Here is a 19,395-nt window from a genome sequence, read left to right as displayed (position 1 = left end):
CCAGGGAAAATCCTGGACCACACAATGTCGTTTTTAATTGCACACAAAAAAATGTTGTGTGATTCTTGAATCAAGTTTTGTGTGGTTTGAATTGAAGGATCGAGCTGGAAGGAGATTCCGCATGGCAGACAGCAGCACACACGGTCGCGTAGCACGCGACGGTCAACAGAGCGCGGCGCCCCGTCTCGGCGTGGCGTTGCGTCAGCGGCACGTGACGATGATTTCGCTCGGCGGCATCATCGGCGCGGGTCTTTTCGTGGGCAGCAGCGCGACGCTTAGCACGGTCGGACCGGGTGCGTGCGTGTCGTATCTGGTCGCAGGCATCGTCGTGCTGCTGGTGATGCGCATGCTCGGCGAAATGGCGCTGGCCGTGCCGGGCATCGGCTCGTTCACCGAATACGCGCGCATCGGCCTCGGCGACTGGGCAGGTTTCACGAGCGGCTGGCTTTACTGGTACTTCTGGGTGATCGTGGTCGCCGTGGAAGCGGTGGCGGGCGCCGCCATCCTGCAGCGCTGGACACCGGTGCCCGTGTGGATGATCGGGCTGGTGCTGCTGTCGGTGATGACGTTGATCAATCTGATGTCGGTGAAGTCGTACGGCGAGTTCGAGTTCTGGTTCGCGTCGATCAAGGTCGCGGCCATCATCGTGTTCATCGTGATCGGCGCAGCCTGGGTGTTCGGGCTCGGTCATACGCATGGCGCGTGGATCAATCTGACGGCGGCGAAGGGCTTCTTGCCGTTCGGCACGATGTCGGTGTTCGCGGCCGTGCCGACCGTCATCTTCGCGGTGGGCGGCGCCGAAATCGCCACGATCGCCGCTGCCGAATCGGACAATCCGGCGAAGAGCGTTGCCGCGATGACGCGCTCGGTGATCCTGCGCGTGATCACTTTCTACGTCGGCTCAATGTTCCTGATCGCGTGCATCGTGCCGTGGACGACCATCGTCACGGGGCACTCGCCGTTTGTCGCCGCGCTCGAAACGATGCGCGTGCCGGGTTCCGCCGACATCATGAATGCAATCGTGCTCGTCGCCGTGCTCTCGGCGCTGAACTCCGGGCTGTACGTGTCGTCGCGGATCCTGTTCCGTCTTGCGGGCCGAGGCGATGCGCCGCGCGCGCTGCTGCGCCTCACGCCGTCGCGCGTGCCGCGTCTCGCCGTGCTGCTGAGCAGCGTGGTCGGCTACATCGCGATCATCGCAGCCATCGTGTCGCCGCAGGGCGTGTTCCTGTTCCTCGTGAATGCGTCGGGCGCGGTGATGCTGTTCGTCTACCTCGCGACCGCCCTCGCGCAGATTCGCATTCGCCGGCGACTCGCCGCGAAGGGCGTGCAACCGGAACTGCCGATGTGGCTGTTTCCGTGGCTGTCGTATGCAGTGGTCGCGGCGATTGTTGGCGTGCTGCTTGCGATGGGGATGGACGCCGAACTGCGTCCGCAACTGATGGCGAGCATCGCGAGTCTCGCGGTTGCGTCGGCGGCATGGCTGCTCGCGGCGCGGCGCAGCGGGGCGGATCGAGGCACGCGTACCGGCTATCTCGACGCGGCCGATGGGCGCGGCGTGCTGTCGGGAGAGCTTTGATGGCGGATATCGGCATTGTCGGCGCGGGATTCATCGGGCTGGCGAGCGCCGGCTGGCTGATGCGCGATGGGCATCGCGTGACCCTGTTCGATCCGTCCGGCGTGGCTCAGGGCGCGTCGTTCGGCAACGCGGGCACGTTCGCGCCGTACGGCTGCATTCCCGTCAACAACCCTTCCGTGTTTCGCGATCTGCCGCGGTTTCTGCTGTCGAGCGAGAGTCCGTTCCGTTTGCGCTGGAGCTATCTGCCGCATCTGTTGCCCTGGCTCGCACGCTTCATGGTCAGCTCCACGCGGCAACGCTATGAAGCGAGCGCAAGCGCGCTGGCCGCGCTGCTCGCACAGGCTCAGGCCGGCTACACGCCGCTGCTCGAAGAGCCGGCGCTTGCGAAGTACGTGCGGCAGCGCGAGTGTTTGTATCTGTATTCGAGCGGCGCGTCGTTCGATGCCTCACGTGCTTCGCTGAAGCTGCGCGAGCAGCTCGGCGTGTCGTTCGACGTGCTCTCGGGCGCAGACGTGCGCGCACTCGAACCCTCGCTTGCGCCGATCTTCGAGCGTGGCGTGCTGTTCAGCGATAGCTGGCACTTTTCGGATCCGCAGGGCTTTCTGTTGTCGCTGTACGAGTGGCTCGCCGCGCGCGGTCTCGAACTCGAACGCAAGGCGGTGAGCGGGCTTGCTCCCGCAGCGCAAGGCGTAACGCTGACGACGGACGACGGCGCACAACGCCGTTTCGATCACGTTGTCGTCGCGACGGGTGCGCGCTCTGCGAAGTTCGCGGCGCAATGCGGCGACCGTGTGCCGCTCGACACTGAGCGTGGCTATCACGTGCGCTATCGCGGCGCGACGCAACTGATCTCGCGGCCAGTGGGCTGGGCCGAACGCGGGTTTTATATGACGCCGATGGACGATGGCGTGCGGGTCGCGGGCACGGTCGAACTCGGCGGCTTCAGCGACGAGCGCAACCGTTCGCTGCTCGATTTGCTGACGTTTTCGTCGAAGCGCGCGTTGCCTGCGTTGCAGCAGCCCGACAGTTCGTGGCTCGGCTTCCGGCCCACGCTGCCCGACGGCGTGCCCGTGCTTGGCCGCTCGAGCGCCAGCGAGCGCGTGATCTATGCGTTCGGTCATCAGCATCTCGGACTGACGCTGGCGGGCGTGAGCGGGCGCATCGTCGCGGATCTGGTCGCGCGGCGTGCGCCGCCGCTCGATCTGTCGCGCTACGCCGCGACGCGGTTCTGAACGCATTACGTAACGGACGGCTTCGACGCGTCGCGCATCGGGTCAGTCGACAAACGAAACGCGCGACATCTTCTATCGACAGGAGCGCATCATGAATCGACGTACATGGCTGTTAAGGTTGGCAGTTTGCGCTCTCGCAGCGCAGACTTCGTTTGCATTCGCCGCGGATCCGGAAACCGTCAAGATCGGTTTTGTCGGCCCGTTGACGGGACCCGTCGCGCGTGTCGGCAAGGACCTGCAATACGGCGCGCAACTCGCGCTCGACGAGGAGAACGCAAAGCAGCCGACCATCGCGGGCAAGCCCGTGAAGTTCGTGCTCGACGTGCAGGACGATCAGGCCGACCCGCGCGTAGCGATCCAGGTCGCGCAAAAGCTGGTTGACGACGGCGTGGTCGGCGTCATCGGCCATTACAACTCCGGGTGCAGCATTCCTGCTTCGGCTGTGTATCACAACGCGAATGTCGCGATGATCACGCCGGGTTCGACCAATCCGCAACTGACGAAGCAGGGCTTCAAGAACGTGTTCCGCACGATGGGGCATGATGGCATCGGCGGCGTGGTGGCCGGGCACTTCGTGGTCGAGCAGATGAAGGCGAAGCGGATTGGCATTATCGACGACCGCACCGCGTTCGGTCAGGGTCTCGCCGATGCATTCGAGAAAGGCGTGAAGGAAGCGAACGGCAATATCGTTTCGCGTGAATTCACCAACGACAAGGCCGTCGATTTTCGCGCGATTCTGACTTCGCTGAAGAGCAAGAACGTCGATGTAATTTTCTTCGGCGGGCTGGACGAGCAAGGCGCGATGCTGGTCAAGCAGATGCGCTCGCTCGGCATGCAGGCGCAACTGTTCGGTGCGGGTGCATTGAAGAGCAATGCGTTCCTGCAGATTGCGGGTGCTTCCGGCGAGCGCACGCAGGATCTCGAACCAGGGCCGGCGCTCGACAAGCTGCCCGCCGCGCAGGACTTCGGCAAGCGCTATAAGGCGCGTTTCAACCAGGACGTCGAGCTGTATGCGCCTTTTGCCTACGATGCCGCGCTCGCGATGATCAAGGCGATTCACGACGCGAATTCGCTCGACAGGCAGAAGATCGTCGAGAGTCTCGCGAAGGTTTCGCTGACGGGCGTGACGGGCAAGATCACGTTCGATCCGTACGGCGATCTGATCAAGCCGCCTTATACGCTGTTCGAGGTGCAGCAGGGGCAGTGGAAGAGTGTGAGGACGGTGGGGGGCGGAGTGTGATTGACCGCGCCCGGCCCGCGATGGCTAGCGTCGTCAACACATAGCGAGCCAGTAAGTGTTGAAACCGCGTTTGCGCGCGGTTTCAGCTACGCTGGATATAGCCGCAGGCTGATGCGATCAGGCATTCTGCTTGATGTCGAACGTTCCATAACGACACCGGTCGCGTAGAGATAGAAGTCTTCGAGTGATTCAATTTCGTAGATATCGAACCATGCGGCTATTCGAATGAGCGCACTCGCAGCGCCATTCGAAAACTGAACGTGTCCGAAAGCCCATGCAAAGCAAAAGGTGAGCATCAACGTGACGAGCACATTGACCCAAGAATCTCACCGTCTCATTTGACGTCTATGCTAGCCGCAATTGAAACGGGAAATGTTTGAGACGGGCCGTCAAATTGATCTTTCTCGCTCGACCCGCGGCCGTCGTTCACAAATTGCGTTCGAGAAACTGCGTGTCTTACACGGGGTTGAACACGTGCGCGGAATCGGCCTGAAGCCTGGCGATGCATAAAGCCGTTGCGCAGCGTGCATCGACGGCAGCGTATGGGGCCGCGTGGGAGCACAATCGTGCCGGCCAGCGGCGCATATTGGCCGGGCGCACTCACAAACGGGTGCGTCGACAATCAAGGCAGCGATATCGTCAGATTCGTCGATTGTGGCCGAGCCGGATGATTTGCGAGTAGGGCGCGAGCGTGCGCAGCGTCGCGTCTTTCAGATACGTGTTGGCTCGCCGTGCAAGTGCGGCGCCGCTTTTCCTTTTTGTGCCCTTGCGTCGCGGCCTGAATCGCAACTAACTGTCTGCCGCCGCCCACCCTTACCCACGCTGACGCGCACCTCACCCGTCTACAGGCAAAGCGCAAGTACCCGCGTCTATCGCCCGACCCAACGGCTAAAGTGAAACAAACCGATCAGCATCCACGCGGACCATCGGCGGCGCGCGTGCGACGACGGTGCTAGTCTTTGCGCAGATCGCGTGTCGGCGAGCTTCGCGAACTTCATTGCCCGCTGCGGCTCTGCGCGCAGACGGATGACTTATCGCGGTCGCACGCCGATATGCACGCCGTGCTTCATCAACATACCCGACCGACGCGAGGTAACGTGAATGGACACACCATCAAGCAACGACGTGGTCTTTCTGTTCGACGTCGACAACACGCTGCTCGATAACGACCACGTGTTGAGCGACCTGCGTACGCACATGACGCGGCAATTCGGCGAACGGAACAGCGCGCGCTACTGGCAACTATTCGAAGACCTGCGCGCCGAGCTTGGTTACGCGGACTATCTCGGCGCGTTGCAGCGCTATCGCAACGAGCATCAGGACGATACGCAACTTCTGCTGATGTCGTGCTATCTGATCGACTACCCGTTCGCGAACCGCATTTTTCCGGGCGCGCTCGACGCGCTTCGCTATGCGAGCCGCTTCGGCAAGACCGCGATTCTTTCCGATGGCGACGTCGTGTTCCAGCCGCGCAAGGTCTCGCGCTCGGGCTTGTGGGACGAGGTCGAAGGGCGCGTGATGATCTACATTCACAAGGAACTGATGCTCGACGACGTGATCGCGCACTATCCCGCGCGGCATTATGTGATGGTCGACGACAAGCTGCGCATCCTCACGGCCATGAAAGAGAAGTGGGGCGCCCGGCTGACGACGATTTTTCCGCGTCAGGGGCATTACGCGCTCGATGCCAGGGAGATCGCGAAGTATCCGGACCCTGACATTACGATCGAAAGAATCGGTGAACTGACGTCGATCGACTTCGAGGCATTGGCCGCGAAAGGCTGACGCTGAACGAGCGGAAACAGGCAGAAGCGCCGCTATTCACTCATCCATTCGCCGCTCAGATCGCTGCCCTGCAGCAACTCGAGCAGCGTGCCGGCAGGGTGACTGAGCCGCTTCGCTGCGAGCGCAATGAATTCGACGTCCGGCAGCGCGGGCAGGCTCGCGCTGTTCACGGGCGGCGAGAGGCCGCGCGCCGACACGTATTGCGATTTCGCCGTCAATCCCAAGCCCCCGCGAGCGGCGGCGATGCAGCCAGCGTGGCTGCTGCTGGTGCAGATCACTTCCCAGCCAAAGCCTTTCTCCGCGAGCGCATTGAGCACGACTGCGCGCGTGACGCTCGGCTCGGCGACGAGCACGAGCGGCAACGGCTGGTTGAGATCGACGACCGTGCCCGGCCGCGCAATCCATTCGAGCCGCGAGCGCAGCAACGGCGTGCCGCGCCGCTCGCCGAGCCGCCGCTTGCCGACGAGCAGATCAATCGAGCCGGCATCGAGCAGTTCATACAGGCGGCTCGTCATGCCGATGGTGATGTCCAGTTCGACGTCGGGATGTGCGTGGCGGAATGCGGCCAGCACGGTCGGCAAGGCGCCCAGCGCGATATCGTCGGATGTGCCGAGCCGCACGCGTCCCTTGAGGCGCGGCTTGCGGAATTGCGATTCGGCGCGATTCATGGCCTGCAGAATCACGTTCGCGTGTACGAGCAGCGCTTCGCCGTCGGCTGTCATTGCGAGCGAATGCGTGTCGCGCACGAACAGCCGCCGGCCGACGCTCTCTTCGAGCCGGCGGATATGTTCGCTGACGCTCGACTGATTCAGACCAAGCCGTTTGCCCGCTTCCGTGAAGCTGCGGCAGTTGGTAACGGTCGCGAACGTCCTGAGCCAGAGGGGATTGAGCATGCGGCATTGTCATTGGCATTTGCGATAACAGTCAATGGTTTCAGGCGGCTTCCCGATTGCCGGTGAAATCGATACCATCACCGCTGCATCTGGACGAGCATGCCCGGAGCAGCACGATGGCCGCGTGCGTCGTGCCCTGCCGAACTTCATCATGACCCGCGATTTCTCACACACTGCGCTACTGTGGATCGTCGCCGCTGCGTTCTTCATGCAGGCGCTCGACACAACGATCGTCAACACCGCGCTGCCTTCGATGGCGCAAAGCCTCCACGCATCGCCGCTCTCGATGCAGCCCGTCGTCGTGTCGTACTCGCTGACGATGGCGCTTCTCACACCCGCTTCCGGCTGGTTCGCCGACCGTTTCGGCACGCGTCGCGTGTATTTCGCCGCCATTCTCGTGTTCGTGCTCGGCTCGCTGTGCTGCGCCGGCGCGCATACGCTCGACCAGTTGGTGATGGCGCGCGTGCTGCAAGGCATCGGCGGATCGATGCTGCTGCCTATTGGGCGGCTCGCCGTATTGCGCAGCGTGCCGGGCGAGCAGTATGTGTCGGCGCTCGCTTTCGTTTCCATTGCAGGGCAGGTGGGGCCGATCCTCGGCCCGACGTTGGGCGGCTGGCTCACGCAAGCGATCTCATGGCACTGGATCTTTCTCGTCAACGTGCCCGTGGGTGCAATCGGTCTGGTCGCCGTGCAGCGCTTCCTGCCGCACGACCATGCAACGCATCCGCCGCCCTTCGATTTCATCGGCTGCGGTCTGCTTTCGCTCGCGATGACCCTGTTGTCGCTTGCGATCGATCCGCCGATCAACGCGCATCGCGTGGAGTGGTCGGTGGGGCTTGCGGTGGCGGGGCTGTGCGCGGCGCTCGCATACATTCCGCATGCACGTTCGAACAGCCGTCCGCTGTTCAGGCTGGCGCTCTTCAGTGAGCCGAATTTCAGCATCGGTCTGATCGGCAATCTGCTGTGCCGTATCGGATCGAGTGCGGTGCCGTTCATGTTGCCGCTGCTGATGCAGGTTCAACTCGGCTATTCGCCGTTGCGCTCGGGGCTGATGATGCTGCCCGCTGCAATTGCGGGCACCGTGTCGAAGCAATGGATCGCGCCGCTGATCAGACGCTTCGGCTATTCGGCGTTTTTGCTGGTGAATACGATGATCGTCGGTTCGTCGATCATGGCGTTCGCGCTGGTGTCGAAAGACTCGACGCCGCTGCTGGAAATCGCGCTGCTCGCGGTGTTCGGCGCGGCTAACTCGATGCAGTTCGCCGCGATGAACAGCGTCACGCTCAAGGGTCTTTCGCACGCGGACGCGGGCAGCGGCAACAGCCTGTTTTCGATGGTGCAGATGCTGGCGATCGCGCTGGGCGTGTCGATCGGCGGCGGGCTCGTCAGCCTGTTTTCCGATCGTCTGGGCTCGTCGTCGACGGGCTTCATGCTCAGCTTCATATGCGTCAGCGTCATTACGCTGCTGTCGGCGCTCGTGTTCCGGCGGCTCGATGTATCGGCGGCGCGGCCCGCTGTTGCTGCACGCACGGCGCGCTGACTCGCTTCAATGTTTCGCATGCGTGTGCCGCGCCCGCTCGACGAGATGATCGACCATGCGCTGGGCGGCCGGCTGTAGCGATTCGAAATCGCGAAAGCACACGACGAACTTGCGCTTCGCCCATTCGTCGGTGAGCGGAATGACGCGCACATCGAGAATGCGCGCGTAAGTTTCGCCGACCACTTGCGGAATCACGCTGATGCCGAGCTTCGCGGCCACGACGCGAAACGCAGCATCGAAATTCGACACCACTGCCCGGTACGACACCGTTCCGCCCGCCCGCGCCGCCGCACGCTGCAACATCATGTGCACGGCGGTTGCCGGCGGCAGGCCGACGTGCTCATAGTCAAGCGTGTCCGTAAAGCGCAACGTTGCGCGCTTCGCGAGCGGATGGCCAGGGTGCACGGCAAGCGCAAGCCGGTCGTCGCGATACGGCCGATGCTCGAGTCCTTCCAGATCGACGTTGTCCCAGCACACGCCGACCGACGCGGCGCCCTCGCGCAGGCGCCGTACGAGATCGTGCGACAGCCACTCTTCGACACGCACGCGGATGTTCTCGTGCGCGGGCATGTTCATGAACGACGCGACGTCATCGAGCAAACTCTCCGCGATCGCCGATGCCGACGCGCACATGCTTACGCTGCCCCGCAAGCCGCTGCCGAACGCGGCGACGTCGCTCGCGATCCGGTCCATCGTGAACAGCACGTTGCGCGCGTGTTCGAGCAGCGCGACGCCTGCGGGTGTCGGCAGCACACCGCGTCGCGAGCGCGTGAAGAGCGGCACGCCGAGATCGCTTTCCAGTTGCGCGATCCGCTTGCTGACGGCGGAAGGCTCGATGTGCTCGTCGTGGGCGGCGCGCGCCATGTTCTTGTGCTCGCAGACGGCCACCACCAGCCGCAAGGTCTTAAGGTCGATGTCACGCATCGGCTGTGTCTCCGTGTGAGTTTCCGTGCTGGAAACCTGGCGCTTCCAAATTAGCGCTTTATGTATCGTATGGAATGTCTAAAGTTAGCACAACGCCGGCACCCGGAACGACCGGCACGCAAACGGAGACAGCTTCCATGCCCCCCTTTCCCACCAGTGTCGTGATTCGCGAAGTCGGCCTGCGCGACGGGCTGCAAAGCATTCAGACCATTCTTCCGACGCAGCAGAAACGCGAGTGGATCGCCGCTGCGTACGCGGCCGGTCAGCGCGAAATCGAAGTCGGTTCGTTCGTGCCCGCGCGTTGGTTGCCGCAGCTCGCGGATACCGCGCAGCTGGTCGCGTACGCGAAGACGTTGCCGGATTTGCGCGTGTCGGTACTCGTGCCGAACCTGAAGGGCGCCGAACGGGCGATCGACTCACGCGCCGATCTGATGCTCGTGCCGCTCTCCGCGAGCCATGCGCATAGCCTCGCGAATCTGCGCAAAACGCCCGATGAAGCGGTTGCGGAAGTGGCGCGCATGCGTGCCGCGCGCGACGCGGCGGGCTCGAAGACGCTGATTGAAGGCGGCATCGGCACAGCGTTCGGCTGCACGATCCAGGGCGTTGTCGATCAGGGCGAAGTGTTGCGCTGCATGCAGGCGTTGCTCGACGCAGGCGCCGACCGCGTCAGCATCGCGGATACCGTCGGCTACGCGAGCCCGGCCGCCGTGCGCGATCTGTTCGAGAAGGCGCGTCATATCGCCGGCGAGCGCTTTTGGTGCGGCCACTTTCACGACACGCGCGGCCTCGCGCTGGCGAACGTGTACGCGGCGCTCGAAGCAGGCGTCGCGCGCTTCGATGCGACGCTTGCGGGCATCGGCGGCTGTCCGCATGCGCCGGGCGCGAGCGGCAATGCATCGAGCGAAGACCTTGCGTTCATGCTCGCGGACATGGGCATCGAAACGGGCATCGACATCGAACAGCTGCTCGCGTTGCGCGGGCAGATCGCGCAGTGGCTGCCCAACGAGACATTGCACGGCGCGCTGTGGCTCGCGGGCCTGCCGAAGACGTTCGACGGCGTTGCGAAGCACGCCATTCATCAAGACGCCATTGCCTGATCGAGGATCGACATGAGCACCTGCAACCGACTGCCGCTCGAAGGCGTGCGCGTTATCGAATTCACACACATGGTCATGGGCCCGACGTGCGGGATGATTCTCGCCGATCTCGGCGCTGAAGTGATCAAGATCGAACCGCCCGGCGGAGACAAGACGCGCAAGCTGCCGGGTCTCGGCATCGGCTTTTTCCGCACGTTCAATCGCAACAAGAAGAGCGTCGTGCTCGATATCAACACGCCGGAAGGGCATGCAGCAGCAGAAGAACTGATCGGCCAGTCCGACGTGATGCTCGAAAATTTCCGGCCCGGTTTGATGAACAAGCTGGGACTGGACTACGACACGCTGTCGAAGAAATATCCGCGCCTGATTTATGTATCGCACAAGGGCTTCTTGCCTGGGCCGTATGAAAAGCGCCTGGCGCTCGATGAAGTCGTACAGATGATGGGCGGCCTGTCGTATATGACAGGTCCTGCGGGCCGACCGCTGCGCGCGGGTACGTCGGTCAACGACATCATGGGCGGCATGTTCGGCTCGATCGGCGTGCTGGCCGCGCTGCGCGAGCGCGATTTCACGGGGCGCGGACAGGAAGTGCAGAGCGCGCTGTTCGAGAACTGCGTGTTCCTCGCCGGTCAGCATATGCAGCAATACGCGATGACGCATGAAGCGCCGCCGCCGATGCCATCGCGTGTTTCCGCATGGAGCGTGTACGACGTGTTCACGCTTGCGAACGACGAGCAGCTGTTCATCGGCGCCGTGAGCGACAAGCAGTTCGTCACGCTGTGCGATGTGCTCGCGCGGCCCGATCTCGCGAACGAACCGCAGTTCGCGGACAACGCGATGCGCGTTGCCGTGCGCCCGGAACTGCTCGGGCGGCTTGGCGAAATTCTCAGGCATCAGCGCGCTGCAGAACTGGCGCCGAAGCTGGAAGCGGCGGGCATTCCGTACGCGCCGATCGTGCGTCCCGATCAACTGTTCGACGACCCGCATCTGAAGCAAAGCGGAGGCCTCGTGCCGATGCAGACCGACGACGGCGATACCACGGAAGTCGTCCTGCTCCCGCTGACTTTGGGCGGCCGCCGGCCCGGCGTGCGTCAGGCGCTCGCGAAAGTCGGTGAGCACACGCAGGAAATTCTCGCGCGGCTGACGGGAAGGGCGGCTGCGTGATTCACGACGCTTGAGGAAAGACTCGTGCGATCGACATGAAAACAATCAGGCAGCCAAATCAATTCAGGGCCGATGGAGACTACCAGGAGACACCTATGCAGCGCACTATCACCGCGCACGATTCGCCGTTTGCATCAACCGAAGCGCATACCAATTTGCGCGCCGCTGCTGCCCTGTCGGCGCGCATGGACCGCTTGCCCGTCACGCGTTATCTGTGGATGCTCGTTCTGTTGATCTCGCTGGGCGGCTTCTTCGAGGTCTACGATCTGATCTTCACCGGCTACATCGCGCCGGGCCTCGCGAAGAGCGGGATGCTCAAGACCACGACGGAATCGTTCTTCGGCTTGCAGGGCATAGCGGGATTCATCGCTTCGACGTTCGCGGGTCTGTTCGTCGGCACGTTCTGCTTCGGCTGGCTGCCCGACCGCTTCGGGCGACGCAAGGTCTTCACTATCTCGCTGCTGTGGTATTCGATCGGCTCGTTGATCATGGCCTGTCAGACGTCGCCGGAAGGGCTGATTCTGTGGCGCTTCATCACGGGTATCGGTGTAGGCATCGAGATCGTGACGATCGACAGCTACATCACCGAACTCGTTCCGCAGCATATGCGCGGCCGCGCGATGGCGTTCAACCAGGCAGTGATGTTCGCAGCCGCTCCCGCAGCCGCGATTCTGTCGTACTGGCTCGTGCCGACGACGTTCATGGGCATCGACGGCTGGCGCTGGGTCGTTCTGCTCGGCGCGGCGGGTGCGGTGGTCGTGTGGTTCATTCGCCTCGTCGTGCCCGAAAGCCCGCGTTGGCTCGCGAGTCATGGACATGTCGAGCGCGGCGAACGTGTGGTCAGGAAGATGGAGGAGATGGCCGAGTTGCAAAGCGGCCGCGCGCTGCCCGCGCCGCTGCCCGCCGTCGAACAACCGCTGCACCGCCGCGCGTCGCTCGCGGAGTTGTGGCAGGCGCCGTATCGCTCGCGTCTCGTCATGCTGATCGTGTTCAACTTTTGTCAGGCGATCGGCTATTACGGTTTCGCGAACTGGGTGCCGACGCTGCTGATCGGCCAAGGCATCACGGTGACGAAGAGCCTGCTGTATTCATTCATCATCGCGATTGCCCTGCCTTCAGGGCCATTGCTCGCGATGCTGTTCGCAGACAAGGTGCAGCGAAAATGGCTGATCGTCGGTTCCGCATTGGCCGTGGTCGTGTTCGGGCTGATGTTCGGCCAGATGAAAACAGTGGTGCCGCTCATCGTGCTGGGCGTGCTCATCAGCCTCGCGGGACAGACCATTTCCGTTTGCTATCACGCTTACCAGGCCGAGCTCTTTCCGACGCGCATCCGTTGCCGCGCGAATGGCATCGTATATTCGGCGAGCCGCGTGGGCGCGATGATGTCGGGTTTCATCATCGCCCACTTGCTGCGCGAGTTCGGCGTGGCGGGCGTGTTTGCCGGCATCACGGCGTGCATGCTCGTGGTGATGATTTCGATCGGCGGGTTCGGGCCGAAGACGAACGGCGTGCGGCTCGAAGACTTGTGCCACTGACGCATTGACACCAAAAGAAAAACGCCGGCCGGGTCGATCGACCCGGCCGGCGTGTTCACGACATCCGGCAGTCACACGGTTCGCATCAGGCGTTGCCGGCTTCCTTCAGTTGCAGACGGAACTTGTGCAACAGCGGTTCCGTATAGCCGCTAGGCTGCGCGCAGCCTTCGAACACCAGCGCGCACGCCGCCTTGAACGCAATCGACCTGTCGAAGTCAGGCGCCATCGGCTTGTAGCCCGGATCGCCCGCATTTTGCTGGTCGACGACCTTCGCCATCAGCTTGAGCGTTTCCAGCACGAGCTCCTGCCTGACCACACCATGACGCAGCCAGTTCGCGATGTGCTGGCTCGAGATGCGCAGCGTGGCACGGTCTTCCATCAGGCCGACATTATGAATATCCGGCACCTTCGAGCAGCCGACACCCTGATCGATCCAGCGCACCACATAGCCGAGAATGCCTTGCGCGTTGTTCTCGATTTCCTGGCGAATTTCGGTGTCGCTCCACTGCGCTTTTTCGACGACGGGGATAGTCAGCAGGCCGTCCAGCAGCTCGTCGCGCACACTCGCAAGATCCGTGCGTTCGAGTTCCTTCTGCACTGCCTGCACGTCGACCTGGTGGTAGTGCAGCGCATGCAGCGTCGCGGCCGTGGGCGAGGGCACCCATGCCGTGTTCGCGCCCGCCTTCGGATGTCCGATCTTCTGTTCGAGCATCGCCTTCATCAGATCGGGCATCGCCCACATGCCCTTGCCGATCTGCGCGCGGCCGCGCAGCCCCGCAGCGAGGCCGACCAGCACGTTGCTGCGCTCATACGCGGCAATCCACTTGCTCGACTTCATGTCGCCCTTGCGCATCATCGGGCCGGCTTCCATCGAACTGTGCATCTCGTCGCCCGTCCGGTCCAGGAAGCCCGTGTTGATGAACGCAACGCGCTGCGCCGCTTCGGCGATACATGCGGCAAGGTTCACGCTCGTGCGGCGCTCCTCATCCATGATGCCCATCTTGATCGTGTTGCGCGCAAGGCCGAGCAGATCTTCGACGCGCGCGAACAGCTCGCTCGCGAACGCAACTTCAGCGGGGCCGTGCATCTTCGGCTTGACGATGTAGATCGAGCCCGTGCGCGAATTGAGCTTGTGCGTGCGGTCGTGCAGCGCGCACAGCGTCGTGACGACGCCATCCAGAATGCCTTCGGGGATCTCGTTGCCGTCGCGGTCGAGCACGGCCGGGTTCGTCATCAGATGGCCGACGTTGCGGATGAACAGCAGCGAGCGGCCATGCAGCTTCACCGGCTTGCCATCTGCGCCGTGATATTCGCGGTCCGCGTTCAGGCGGCGCGTGAAGGTCTTGCCGCCCTTCGTGACTTCTTCCGTCAGATTGCCGACCATCAGGCCGAGCCAGTTGCGATAGAGCTGCACCTTGTCGTCGGCATCGACGGCGGCGACCGAGTCTTCGCAATCGATAATCGTGCTGACGGCCGCTTCCATGAGCACGTCTTTGATGTTCGCGGGGTCGGTCTTGCCGATCGAATCGTCAGCGTCGATCTGGATTTCGAAGTGCAGGCCGTTGTGCTTGAGCAGCACGGCGGACGGCGCATTCGCGTCGCCCTGATAGCCGACGAATTGAGCCGGGTCTCGCAGCGCCGTCGCGCCGCTCTTCAGCGCGACGCTCAGCTTGCCGTTCTCGACGCGGTAGCCGGTTGAGTCCTTGTGCGAACCGTTTTCGAGCGGCGCGGCGTCGTCGAGGAACTTGCGCGCGAACGCGATCACGCGTGCGCCGCGCACCGGGTTGAACTTCGCGGTGCGCTCGGCGCCGTCCGTTTCGTCGATGGCATCCGTGCCGTACAGCGCGTCATACAAGCTACCCCAGCGCGCGTTGGCGGCATTCAGCGCGTAACGCTGGTTCGACAGCGGCACGACGAGCTGTGGACCCGCCTGTTCGGCGATTTCGCTGTCGACGTTGTCGGTGGTGGCTTTTACACTCGCAGGCGTCGGCACGATATAGCCGATGCTCTCCAGGAAGCCGCGGTATGCGCGCAGGTCGCGCACCGGGCCGGGATTGGCGCGATGCCAGGTATCCAGTTCGACCTGCAGGCGGTCGCGTTCGGCGAGCAGTGCGCGGTTCTTCGGCGCGAGATCGTGCACGATGGCATCGAAACCGGCCCAGAACGCGGCGCTATCGACACCGGTTCCTGGCAGGGCTTCCTTTTCGATGAACTGTTCGAGGTTCGCGGCGACCTGCAATCCGCCGCGTTGGGTCATTTGGGTCATGGGCTGTTCCAAGAGGGGCAAATTCGGGGCAATCGGTTTCTATTCGCTTTCCAGTGTCGGGGCTCAACTGTTTGCGTGACTGGCACCGGCCGCGGCACCGGCCTTTGCCACCTGCGCATCCTGATCGGCCTTGACGCCGGATACACCGACGGCGCCGATCACCTGACCATTTACCACGACGGGCACGCCGCCTTCCAGCGTGCCCGACAGCGGCGCGCTCAGGAATGCGGTGCGGCCGCCGTTGATCATGTCTTCATATTGCTTCGATTCCCGGCGGCCGAGCGCCGCCGTGCGGGCCTTGTCAGTCGCGATATACGCGCTGATCGGCGCGCAGTTGTCGAGGCGCAGCAGCGACAGCAGATGCCCGCCGTCGTCCACCACGGCAATCGCGACGGCCCACTGGTTGCGTTCGGCTTCGGCACGCGCCGCTTCGATGATTTTCGTCGACTCGGCGACCGTCAGCACGGATTTTGTCTGCATGTTGCGATTTCCTGAAACGATTGAAATGGTTTTCGACGGAGGATCTGCCGCCAGCCGCAAGCGCACGTTGGCCCATACGGGGTGCACCGCCCGCGTGCAGTCGAGATCCAGTCTTATATATGACTTGGTGCTCATTGTTCCGCGTTCTGAGCGGCTTGTCGACCCGGTGGAACACTGGTCATACCAGTTTTTCTCACCCTATTTCAGCCAGACAACGCCGCACAGGCGCGGCGTCAGGGAAAACCCGCTGCACACATCCATGCACTTGATCCTGCGAAGCACGACGCGAATACTACTAATATGTTAGTAAATATGCGTACCGCCAGTTTATGGGTGAAGCTGAAGCTCGCCGAAGGGCACATCATCAAGGGTCGCAAGATCGGCTTGACCTCGCGTGCAATGCAACGTTCGTCGCAGATCGACGAACCGGACTATGCGCCGCTTCTCGACAGCATGTTTATCGAAAGCGGGCGGGACATACGGGCGGACCGCTTCATTGCGCCGCGAGTCGAAGTGGAGCTGGCGTTCATTCTCGCAAAGCCGCTCCGAGGTCCGGGCGTGACGCTTTTCGGTGTACTCGATGCGACGGCTTATGTCTCTCCCGCCGTCGAAATTATCGACGCGCGCATTGAACAGTTCGACCGCGAAACGAAAGCACCGCGCAAGGTCTTCGATACCATTTCCGATTTCGCGGCCAATGCGGGCATTGTGATGGGTGGCCGTCCCGTGCGTCCGATGGATGTCGATCTGCGCTGGATCGGGGCGCTGCTGTACACGAACGGCGCCGTCGAAGAGAGCGGTCTCGCTGCCGCAGTGTTGAACCATCCTGCGACGGGCGTCGCGTGGCTCGCGAACAAGATCGCGCCGTATGACGAAGGGCTGAATGCCAACGACGTCATACTCAGCGGCTCATTCACCGCACCGGTTCCCGCGCGCAGGCGATACGTTTCACGTCGACTACGGCCCGCTCGGCGGCATCGCGTTGAATTTCGTTTGACGGGCTCAGGGGCATGTCCGTTTCGGTGGCGCCCGGTGGCGCACGAAGCGCTGTTCGACAACCGGTTTTCCCCACTGCGTGCCTTCGGCTTCTTCGGCAAGTTCGAAACCGAACGCCTCATATAGATGGCGCGCGGCGTCGAGACCCTTGAACGTCCACAGATACGTTTCGTCGAAACGTTCGTCGACAAAGGCCATCGCACGCGTCATCAACTGCCGGCCGACGCCCGTGCCGCGCAGCGTATCGTCGACGATAAACCAGCGCAGATGCGCGACACGTGTCTGCGCATTTCCGTCGATAGCCAGCGACGCCAACGTTCTCCCGTTGTCACACACGAGCCACAGTTGCCTGTCGGGATCCGGCAGCGTTCCCGCGAACTCGGCAAGCCCCGTTGCGACGAGCTTTTCGAAGTACACGCCGAAGCCCGAATGCTGCGAATAGTAGCGCGCATGAAGACTCACGATGCCGCCGATACAGCCCGGCCGATAGCCTTCGACGATTTGCACGGCAGGCGTCGCGCCTTGCGTTTCCTTCGCGTCGTTGTCCTGCGCGAGCGCGCTTGCGTACAGCGACAGCGCGCGCACCAGCGACTGCTGATCGGAAGGGGCGAGCTTGCGCAGCGCGCTCGACACCTGGTCCGTCGCGAACTTGTCGATCCTCTTGCGAAGCTGCTGGCCCGCTTTGGTCAGATGAAGCGCCGAAGACCGTGCGTCATCGCTCGATGCAATGCGCTCGACCAGCCCCGCCATTTCCAGTTTCGTGATTTGCCGGCTCGCATTCGACTTGTCGAGGCGTAGCAGTTGCGCGAGGTCGCGCGCTTGCATGCCGGGCGTTGCGCCGATTTCGAGAATCGCATGAACTGCAGAGGGCGCGAGATCGCTTTCCGCCAACGTGGAGCGCATGAAACCCAGTTCGCGAACGAGCTTGCGCGAGAACTCACGCAGTTCGAGGATCGTCTTGTCGCGCAACTGGACGGGTGCGTCGACGATATCCACAGCGGCTCCTGTAGTTGCGCATCGCAACCACTATAGTTGCGTTATGCAACTTATGCAACTTATGCAACTTATGCAACTTATGCAACTTATGCAACTTAAGCAGAGGTTTTTTTGGTTAGCGATCGCGGCCGCAGACGCCTGAACAGGCTAAGCGAGGCAAATCCGAGATCGGTAATCAAAAAAACGTTTGTGCTAAACCGCTCCACGGGCGGTCGCGGCTATGGGCATTGAATGAACGACTCGGTGGTTCGCGATACTCGGGGCGTGACTATCGCGCCGAGGTTCAGGGCGAGCGAGTGCGGGATGCACCGTGAGCGCGGCAGCAATGCGAGCTTCAGTGGGCGGGTAAGCCGAAGTTTCGGAGCATTGTGCTGCGAGAGCATACCGAAGGCACGAGTTCGGGCACGCAGGCCTGATCGGGCAAGGCGAGCGTGTTGGGCAAAAGTGTCGATATCGGCTAGTGCACATGGGCGGGAGCAGGCGGAGCCCGCGGAAGGATGCCGGGCACGCCGCCTTCGATGCGGACCATGTGGCCCTTGCCGCACACGGGGCAGTCACGCAATGACCTGCCGGTGAGCCGCTGGTAGCGGTCGCGGTAATCTTCTCCGTTGGCGGGTAATTCGGCGGCGGGCGGCTCGACGCCGAGCAGGTGCCGGCAGATGGCCAGGCGCTGCGCCCGGTGGCAGTTGGCGAGCCAGCCGTAGCTGCGAATGCGCTTGAAGCCGTCGGGCAGCACGTGCAGCAGGAAGCGGCGGATGAATTCGTCAGCCGTGAGCGTCATGGTCCTGTGCCGGGCCTCGTGCCGGTAGTCCTTCCAGCGGAACTGCACGCCGTTTCCGTCGAAACCCAGCAGCCGGTTATTGGAGATGGCGACGCGATGGGTATAGCGCCCCAGGTAATCGAGCACATGTTCGGCACCGCCAAAGGGTGGCTTGGCGTAGACGACCCACTCAGACTTGGCAGCGGGCGCAAGCCAGGCAGCGAATTCCCTGGCATCCCCCAGGAACTCGAGCTGGCCGTGCAGGCGAAGCATGCCAGCGTCAAAAGCGCGGCGCAGCTGCTCGAGGAACAGTCGGCGAAAGAGTCGTGAGAGCACCCGCACAGGCAGGAAGAAGCCGGGGCGGCAGGCGATCCAGCGTTCACCGTCCGGGGAGATGCCACCACCGGGCACGACACAATGCACGTGCGGGTGGTGCAGCAGATTCTGCCCCCACGTGTGCAGGATCGTGATGAAGCCGATCTCGGCGCCCAGGTGCTTCGGATCGGCAGCGATCGTGCGAAGAGTCTCGGCGCTGGCGCGAAACAGCATGTCGTAGAGCACGCGTTTGTTCTGGTACGCGAGAGCCGCGATGGGTTCGGGAAGCGTGAAGACGACATGGAAGTACTCGGTCTCGGGAAGCAGCTCGGCCTGCCGGCGTTCAAGCCATTGCGCACGTGCAAGCGACTGGCACTTTGGGCAATGTCTATTGCGGCACGAGTCGTACGCGATGCGCTGATGGCCGCACGCGTCGCACCGCTCGACATGCCCGCCGAGCGCGGCGGTACGACAAAGCTCGATTGCACTCATCACGCGCCGCTGGACACGAGTGAGCCCCTCGGCGTGGGTCTGCCGATACTGCGGACCACAGCGGCGAAGGATGTCCGCCACCTCGAGCGCCGGGCGCATCGCCG

At 62.9% G+C, this 19,395-nt stretch carries 14 protein-coding genes and 2 pseudogenes; 9 read left to right on the top strand and 7 right to left on the bottom strand.

Annotated elements, in window-relative coordinates; genetic code table 11:
- Window positions 1-121: 121 nt before the first annotated feature.
- The 3 genes from BPHY_RS32965 to BPHY_RS32955 all read left to right on the top strand — a co-directional run bounded on the left by BPHY_RS32965 (window position 122) and on the right by BPHY_RS32955 (window position 4,048).
- Complete coding sequence (locus tag BPHY_RS32965; RefSeq protein ID WP_012405807.1) at window positions 122-1,576, top strand: amino acid permease; 1,455 nt, start codon at window positions 122-124, stop codon at window positions 1,574-1,576.
- Entirely contained in the window at window positions 1,576-2,808 is a 1,233-nt protein-coding gene (locus tag BPHY_RS32960) for an NAD(P)/FAD-dependent oxidoreductase (protein ID WP_012405806.1), read from the top strand. Before BPHY_RS32965 ends, BPHY_RS32960 begins: the two co-directional genes overlap by 1 nt.
- A gap of 91 nt (window positions 2,809-2,899) precedes the next feature.
- The gene (locus tag BPHY_RS32955) at window positions 2,900-4,048 is read left to right on the top strand and encodes a branched-chain amino acid ABC transporter substrate-binding protein (RefSeq protein WP_012405805.1); all 1,149 of its coding nucleotides are present in this window, start codon (window positions 2,900-2,902) and stop codon (window positions 4,046-4,048) included.
- Window positions 4,049-4,670: 622 nt separating this feature from the next.
- On the opposite strand, the pseudogene BPHY_RS42755 reads toward BPHY_RS32955, so the two are convergent.
- Window positions 4,671-4,771 (bottom strand): annotated as a pseudogene (locus BPHY_RS42755) (DotU family type IV/VI secretion system protein); the annotation flags it as partial.
- Window positions 4,772-5,149: 378 nt separating this feature from the next.
- Between BPHY_RS42755 and BPHY_RS32945 the strand changes: the two are divergent.
- Entirely contained in the window at window positions 5,150-5,833 is a 684-nt protein-coding gene (locus tag BPHY_RS32945) for an HAD family hydrolase (protein ID WP_012405804.1), read from the top strand.
- A 32-nt stretch (window positions 5,834-5,865) separates the two neighbouring features.
- On the opposite strand, the gene BPHY_RS32940 is transcribed toward BPHY_RS32945, so the two are convergent.
- Complete coding sequence (locus BPHY_RS32940; RefSeq protein ID WP_012405803.1) at window positions 5,866-6,726, bottom strand: LysR family transcriptional regulator; 861 nt, start codon at window positions 6,724-6,726, stop codon at window positions 5,866-5,868.
- 34 nt (window positions 6,727-6,760) lie between these two features.
- On the opposite strand from BPHY_RS32940, the gene mdtD reads away from it, so the two are divergent.
- Window positions 6,761-8,266: a multidrug transporter subunit MdtD gene (mdtD, locus tag BPHY_RS32935; protein WP_012405802.1), complete on the top strand. Its 1,506-nt coding sequence runs from the start codon at window positions 6,761-6,763 to the stop codon at window positions 8,264-8,266.
- Between the two features lie 6 nt (window positions 8,267-8,272).
- Here mdtD and BPHY_RS32930 read toward each other — a convergent pair whose 3' ends face one another.
- On the bottom strand, window positions 8,273-9,190 hold the full coding sequence (locus BPHY_RS32930; protein ID WP_012405801.1) for a LysR substrate-binding domain-containing protein: 918 nt from the start codon (window positions 9,188-9,190) through the stop codon (window positions 8,273-8,275).
- A gap of 137 nt (window positions 9,191-9,327) precedes the next feature.
- On the opposite strand from BPHY_RS32930, the gene BPHY_RS32925 reads away from it, so the two are divergent.
- The 3 genes from BPHY_RS32925 to BPHY_RS32915 all read left to right on the top strand — a co-directional run bounded on the left by BPHY_RS32925 (window position 9,328) and on the right by BPHY_RS32915 (window position 12,986).
- On the top strand, window positions 9,328-10,287 hold the full coding sequence (locus tag BPHY_RS32925) for a hydroxymethylglutaryl-CoA lyase (RefSeq protein ID WP_012405800.1): 960 nt from the start codon (window positions 9,328-9,330) through the stop codon (window positions 10,285-10,287).
- A 12-nt stretch (window positions 10,288-10,299) separates the two neighbouring features.
- Window positions 10,300-11,451, top strand: a complete 1,152-nt coding sequence (locus tag BPHY_RS32920; protein ID WP_012405799.1) for a CaiB/BaiF CoA transferase family protein — start codon at window positions 10,300-10,302, stop codon at window positions 11,449-11,451.
- A gap of 95 nt (window positions 11,452-11,546) precedes the next feature.
- Window positions 11,547-12,986, top strand: a complete 1,440-nt coding sequence (locus tag BPHY_RS32915; RefSeq protein WP_012405798.1) for an MFS transporter — start codon at window positions 11,547-11,549, stop codon at window positions 12,984-12,986.
- 85 nt (window positions 12,987-13,071) lie between these two features.
- Here the strand turns inward: BPHY_RS32915 and BPHY_RS32910 are convergent, their stop codons facing one another.
- A complete protein-coding gene (locus BPHY_RS32910; protein ID WP_012405797.1) occupies window positions 13,072-15,252 on the bottom strand; it encodes a malate synthase G in 2,181 nt (726 codons plus the stop codon).
- A 63-nt stretch (window positions 15,253-15,315) separates the two neighbouring features.
- On the bottom strand, window positions 15,316-15,732 hold the full coding sequence (locus tag BPHY_RS32905; RefSeq protein WP_012405796.1) for a heme-binding protein: 417 nt from the start codon (window positions 15,730-15,732) through the stop codon (window positions 15,316-15,318).
- Window positions 15,733-16,062: 330 nt separating this feature from the next.
- On the opposite strand from BPHY_RS32905, the pseudogene hpaH reads away from it, so the two are divergent.
- A pseudogene (gene hpaH, locus BPHY_RS40295) lies at window positions 16,063-16,729 on the top strand (2-oxo-hept-4-ene-1,7-dioate hydratase); the annotation flags it as partial.
- A gap of 5 nt (window positions 16,730-16,734) precedes the next feature.
- Here the strand turns inward: hpaH and BPHY_RS32895 are convergent.
- Both BPHY_RS32895 and BPHY_RS32890 read right to left on the bottom strand, forming a co-directional pair.
- Window positions 16,735-17,724 carry a bifunctional helix-turn-helix transcriptional regulator/GNAT family N-acetyltransferase gene (locus BPHY_RS32895; RefSeq protein ID WP_012405794.1) on the bottom strand — a complete coding sequence of 330 codons (990 nt, stop codon included), beginning with the start codon at window positions 17,722-17,724 and terminating at the stop codon, window positions 16,735-16,737.
- Between the two features lie 457 nt (window positions 17,725-18,181).
- A complete protein-coding gene (locus BPHY_RS32890; protein ID WP_012405793.1) occupies window positions 18,182-19,390 on the bottom strand; it encodes an IS91 family transposase in 1,209 nt (402 codons plus the stop codon).
- Between the last annotated feature and the right edge of the window lie 5 nt (window positions 19,391-19,395).

Source organism: Paraburkholderia phymatum STM815, assembly GCF_000020045.1.
GTDB classification, from domain to species: domain Bacteria; phylum Pseudomonadota; class Gammaproteobacteria; order Burkholderiales; family Burkholderiaceae; genus Paraburkholderia; species Paraburkholderia phymatum.
Note: the sequence above shows the minus strand (reverse complement) of the source record. Positions and strands in the feature narration are given on the sequence as shown.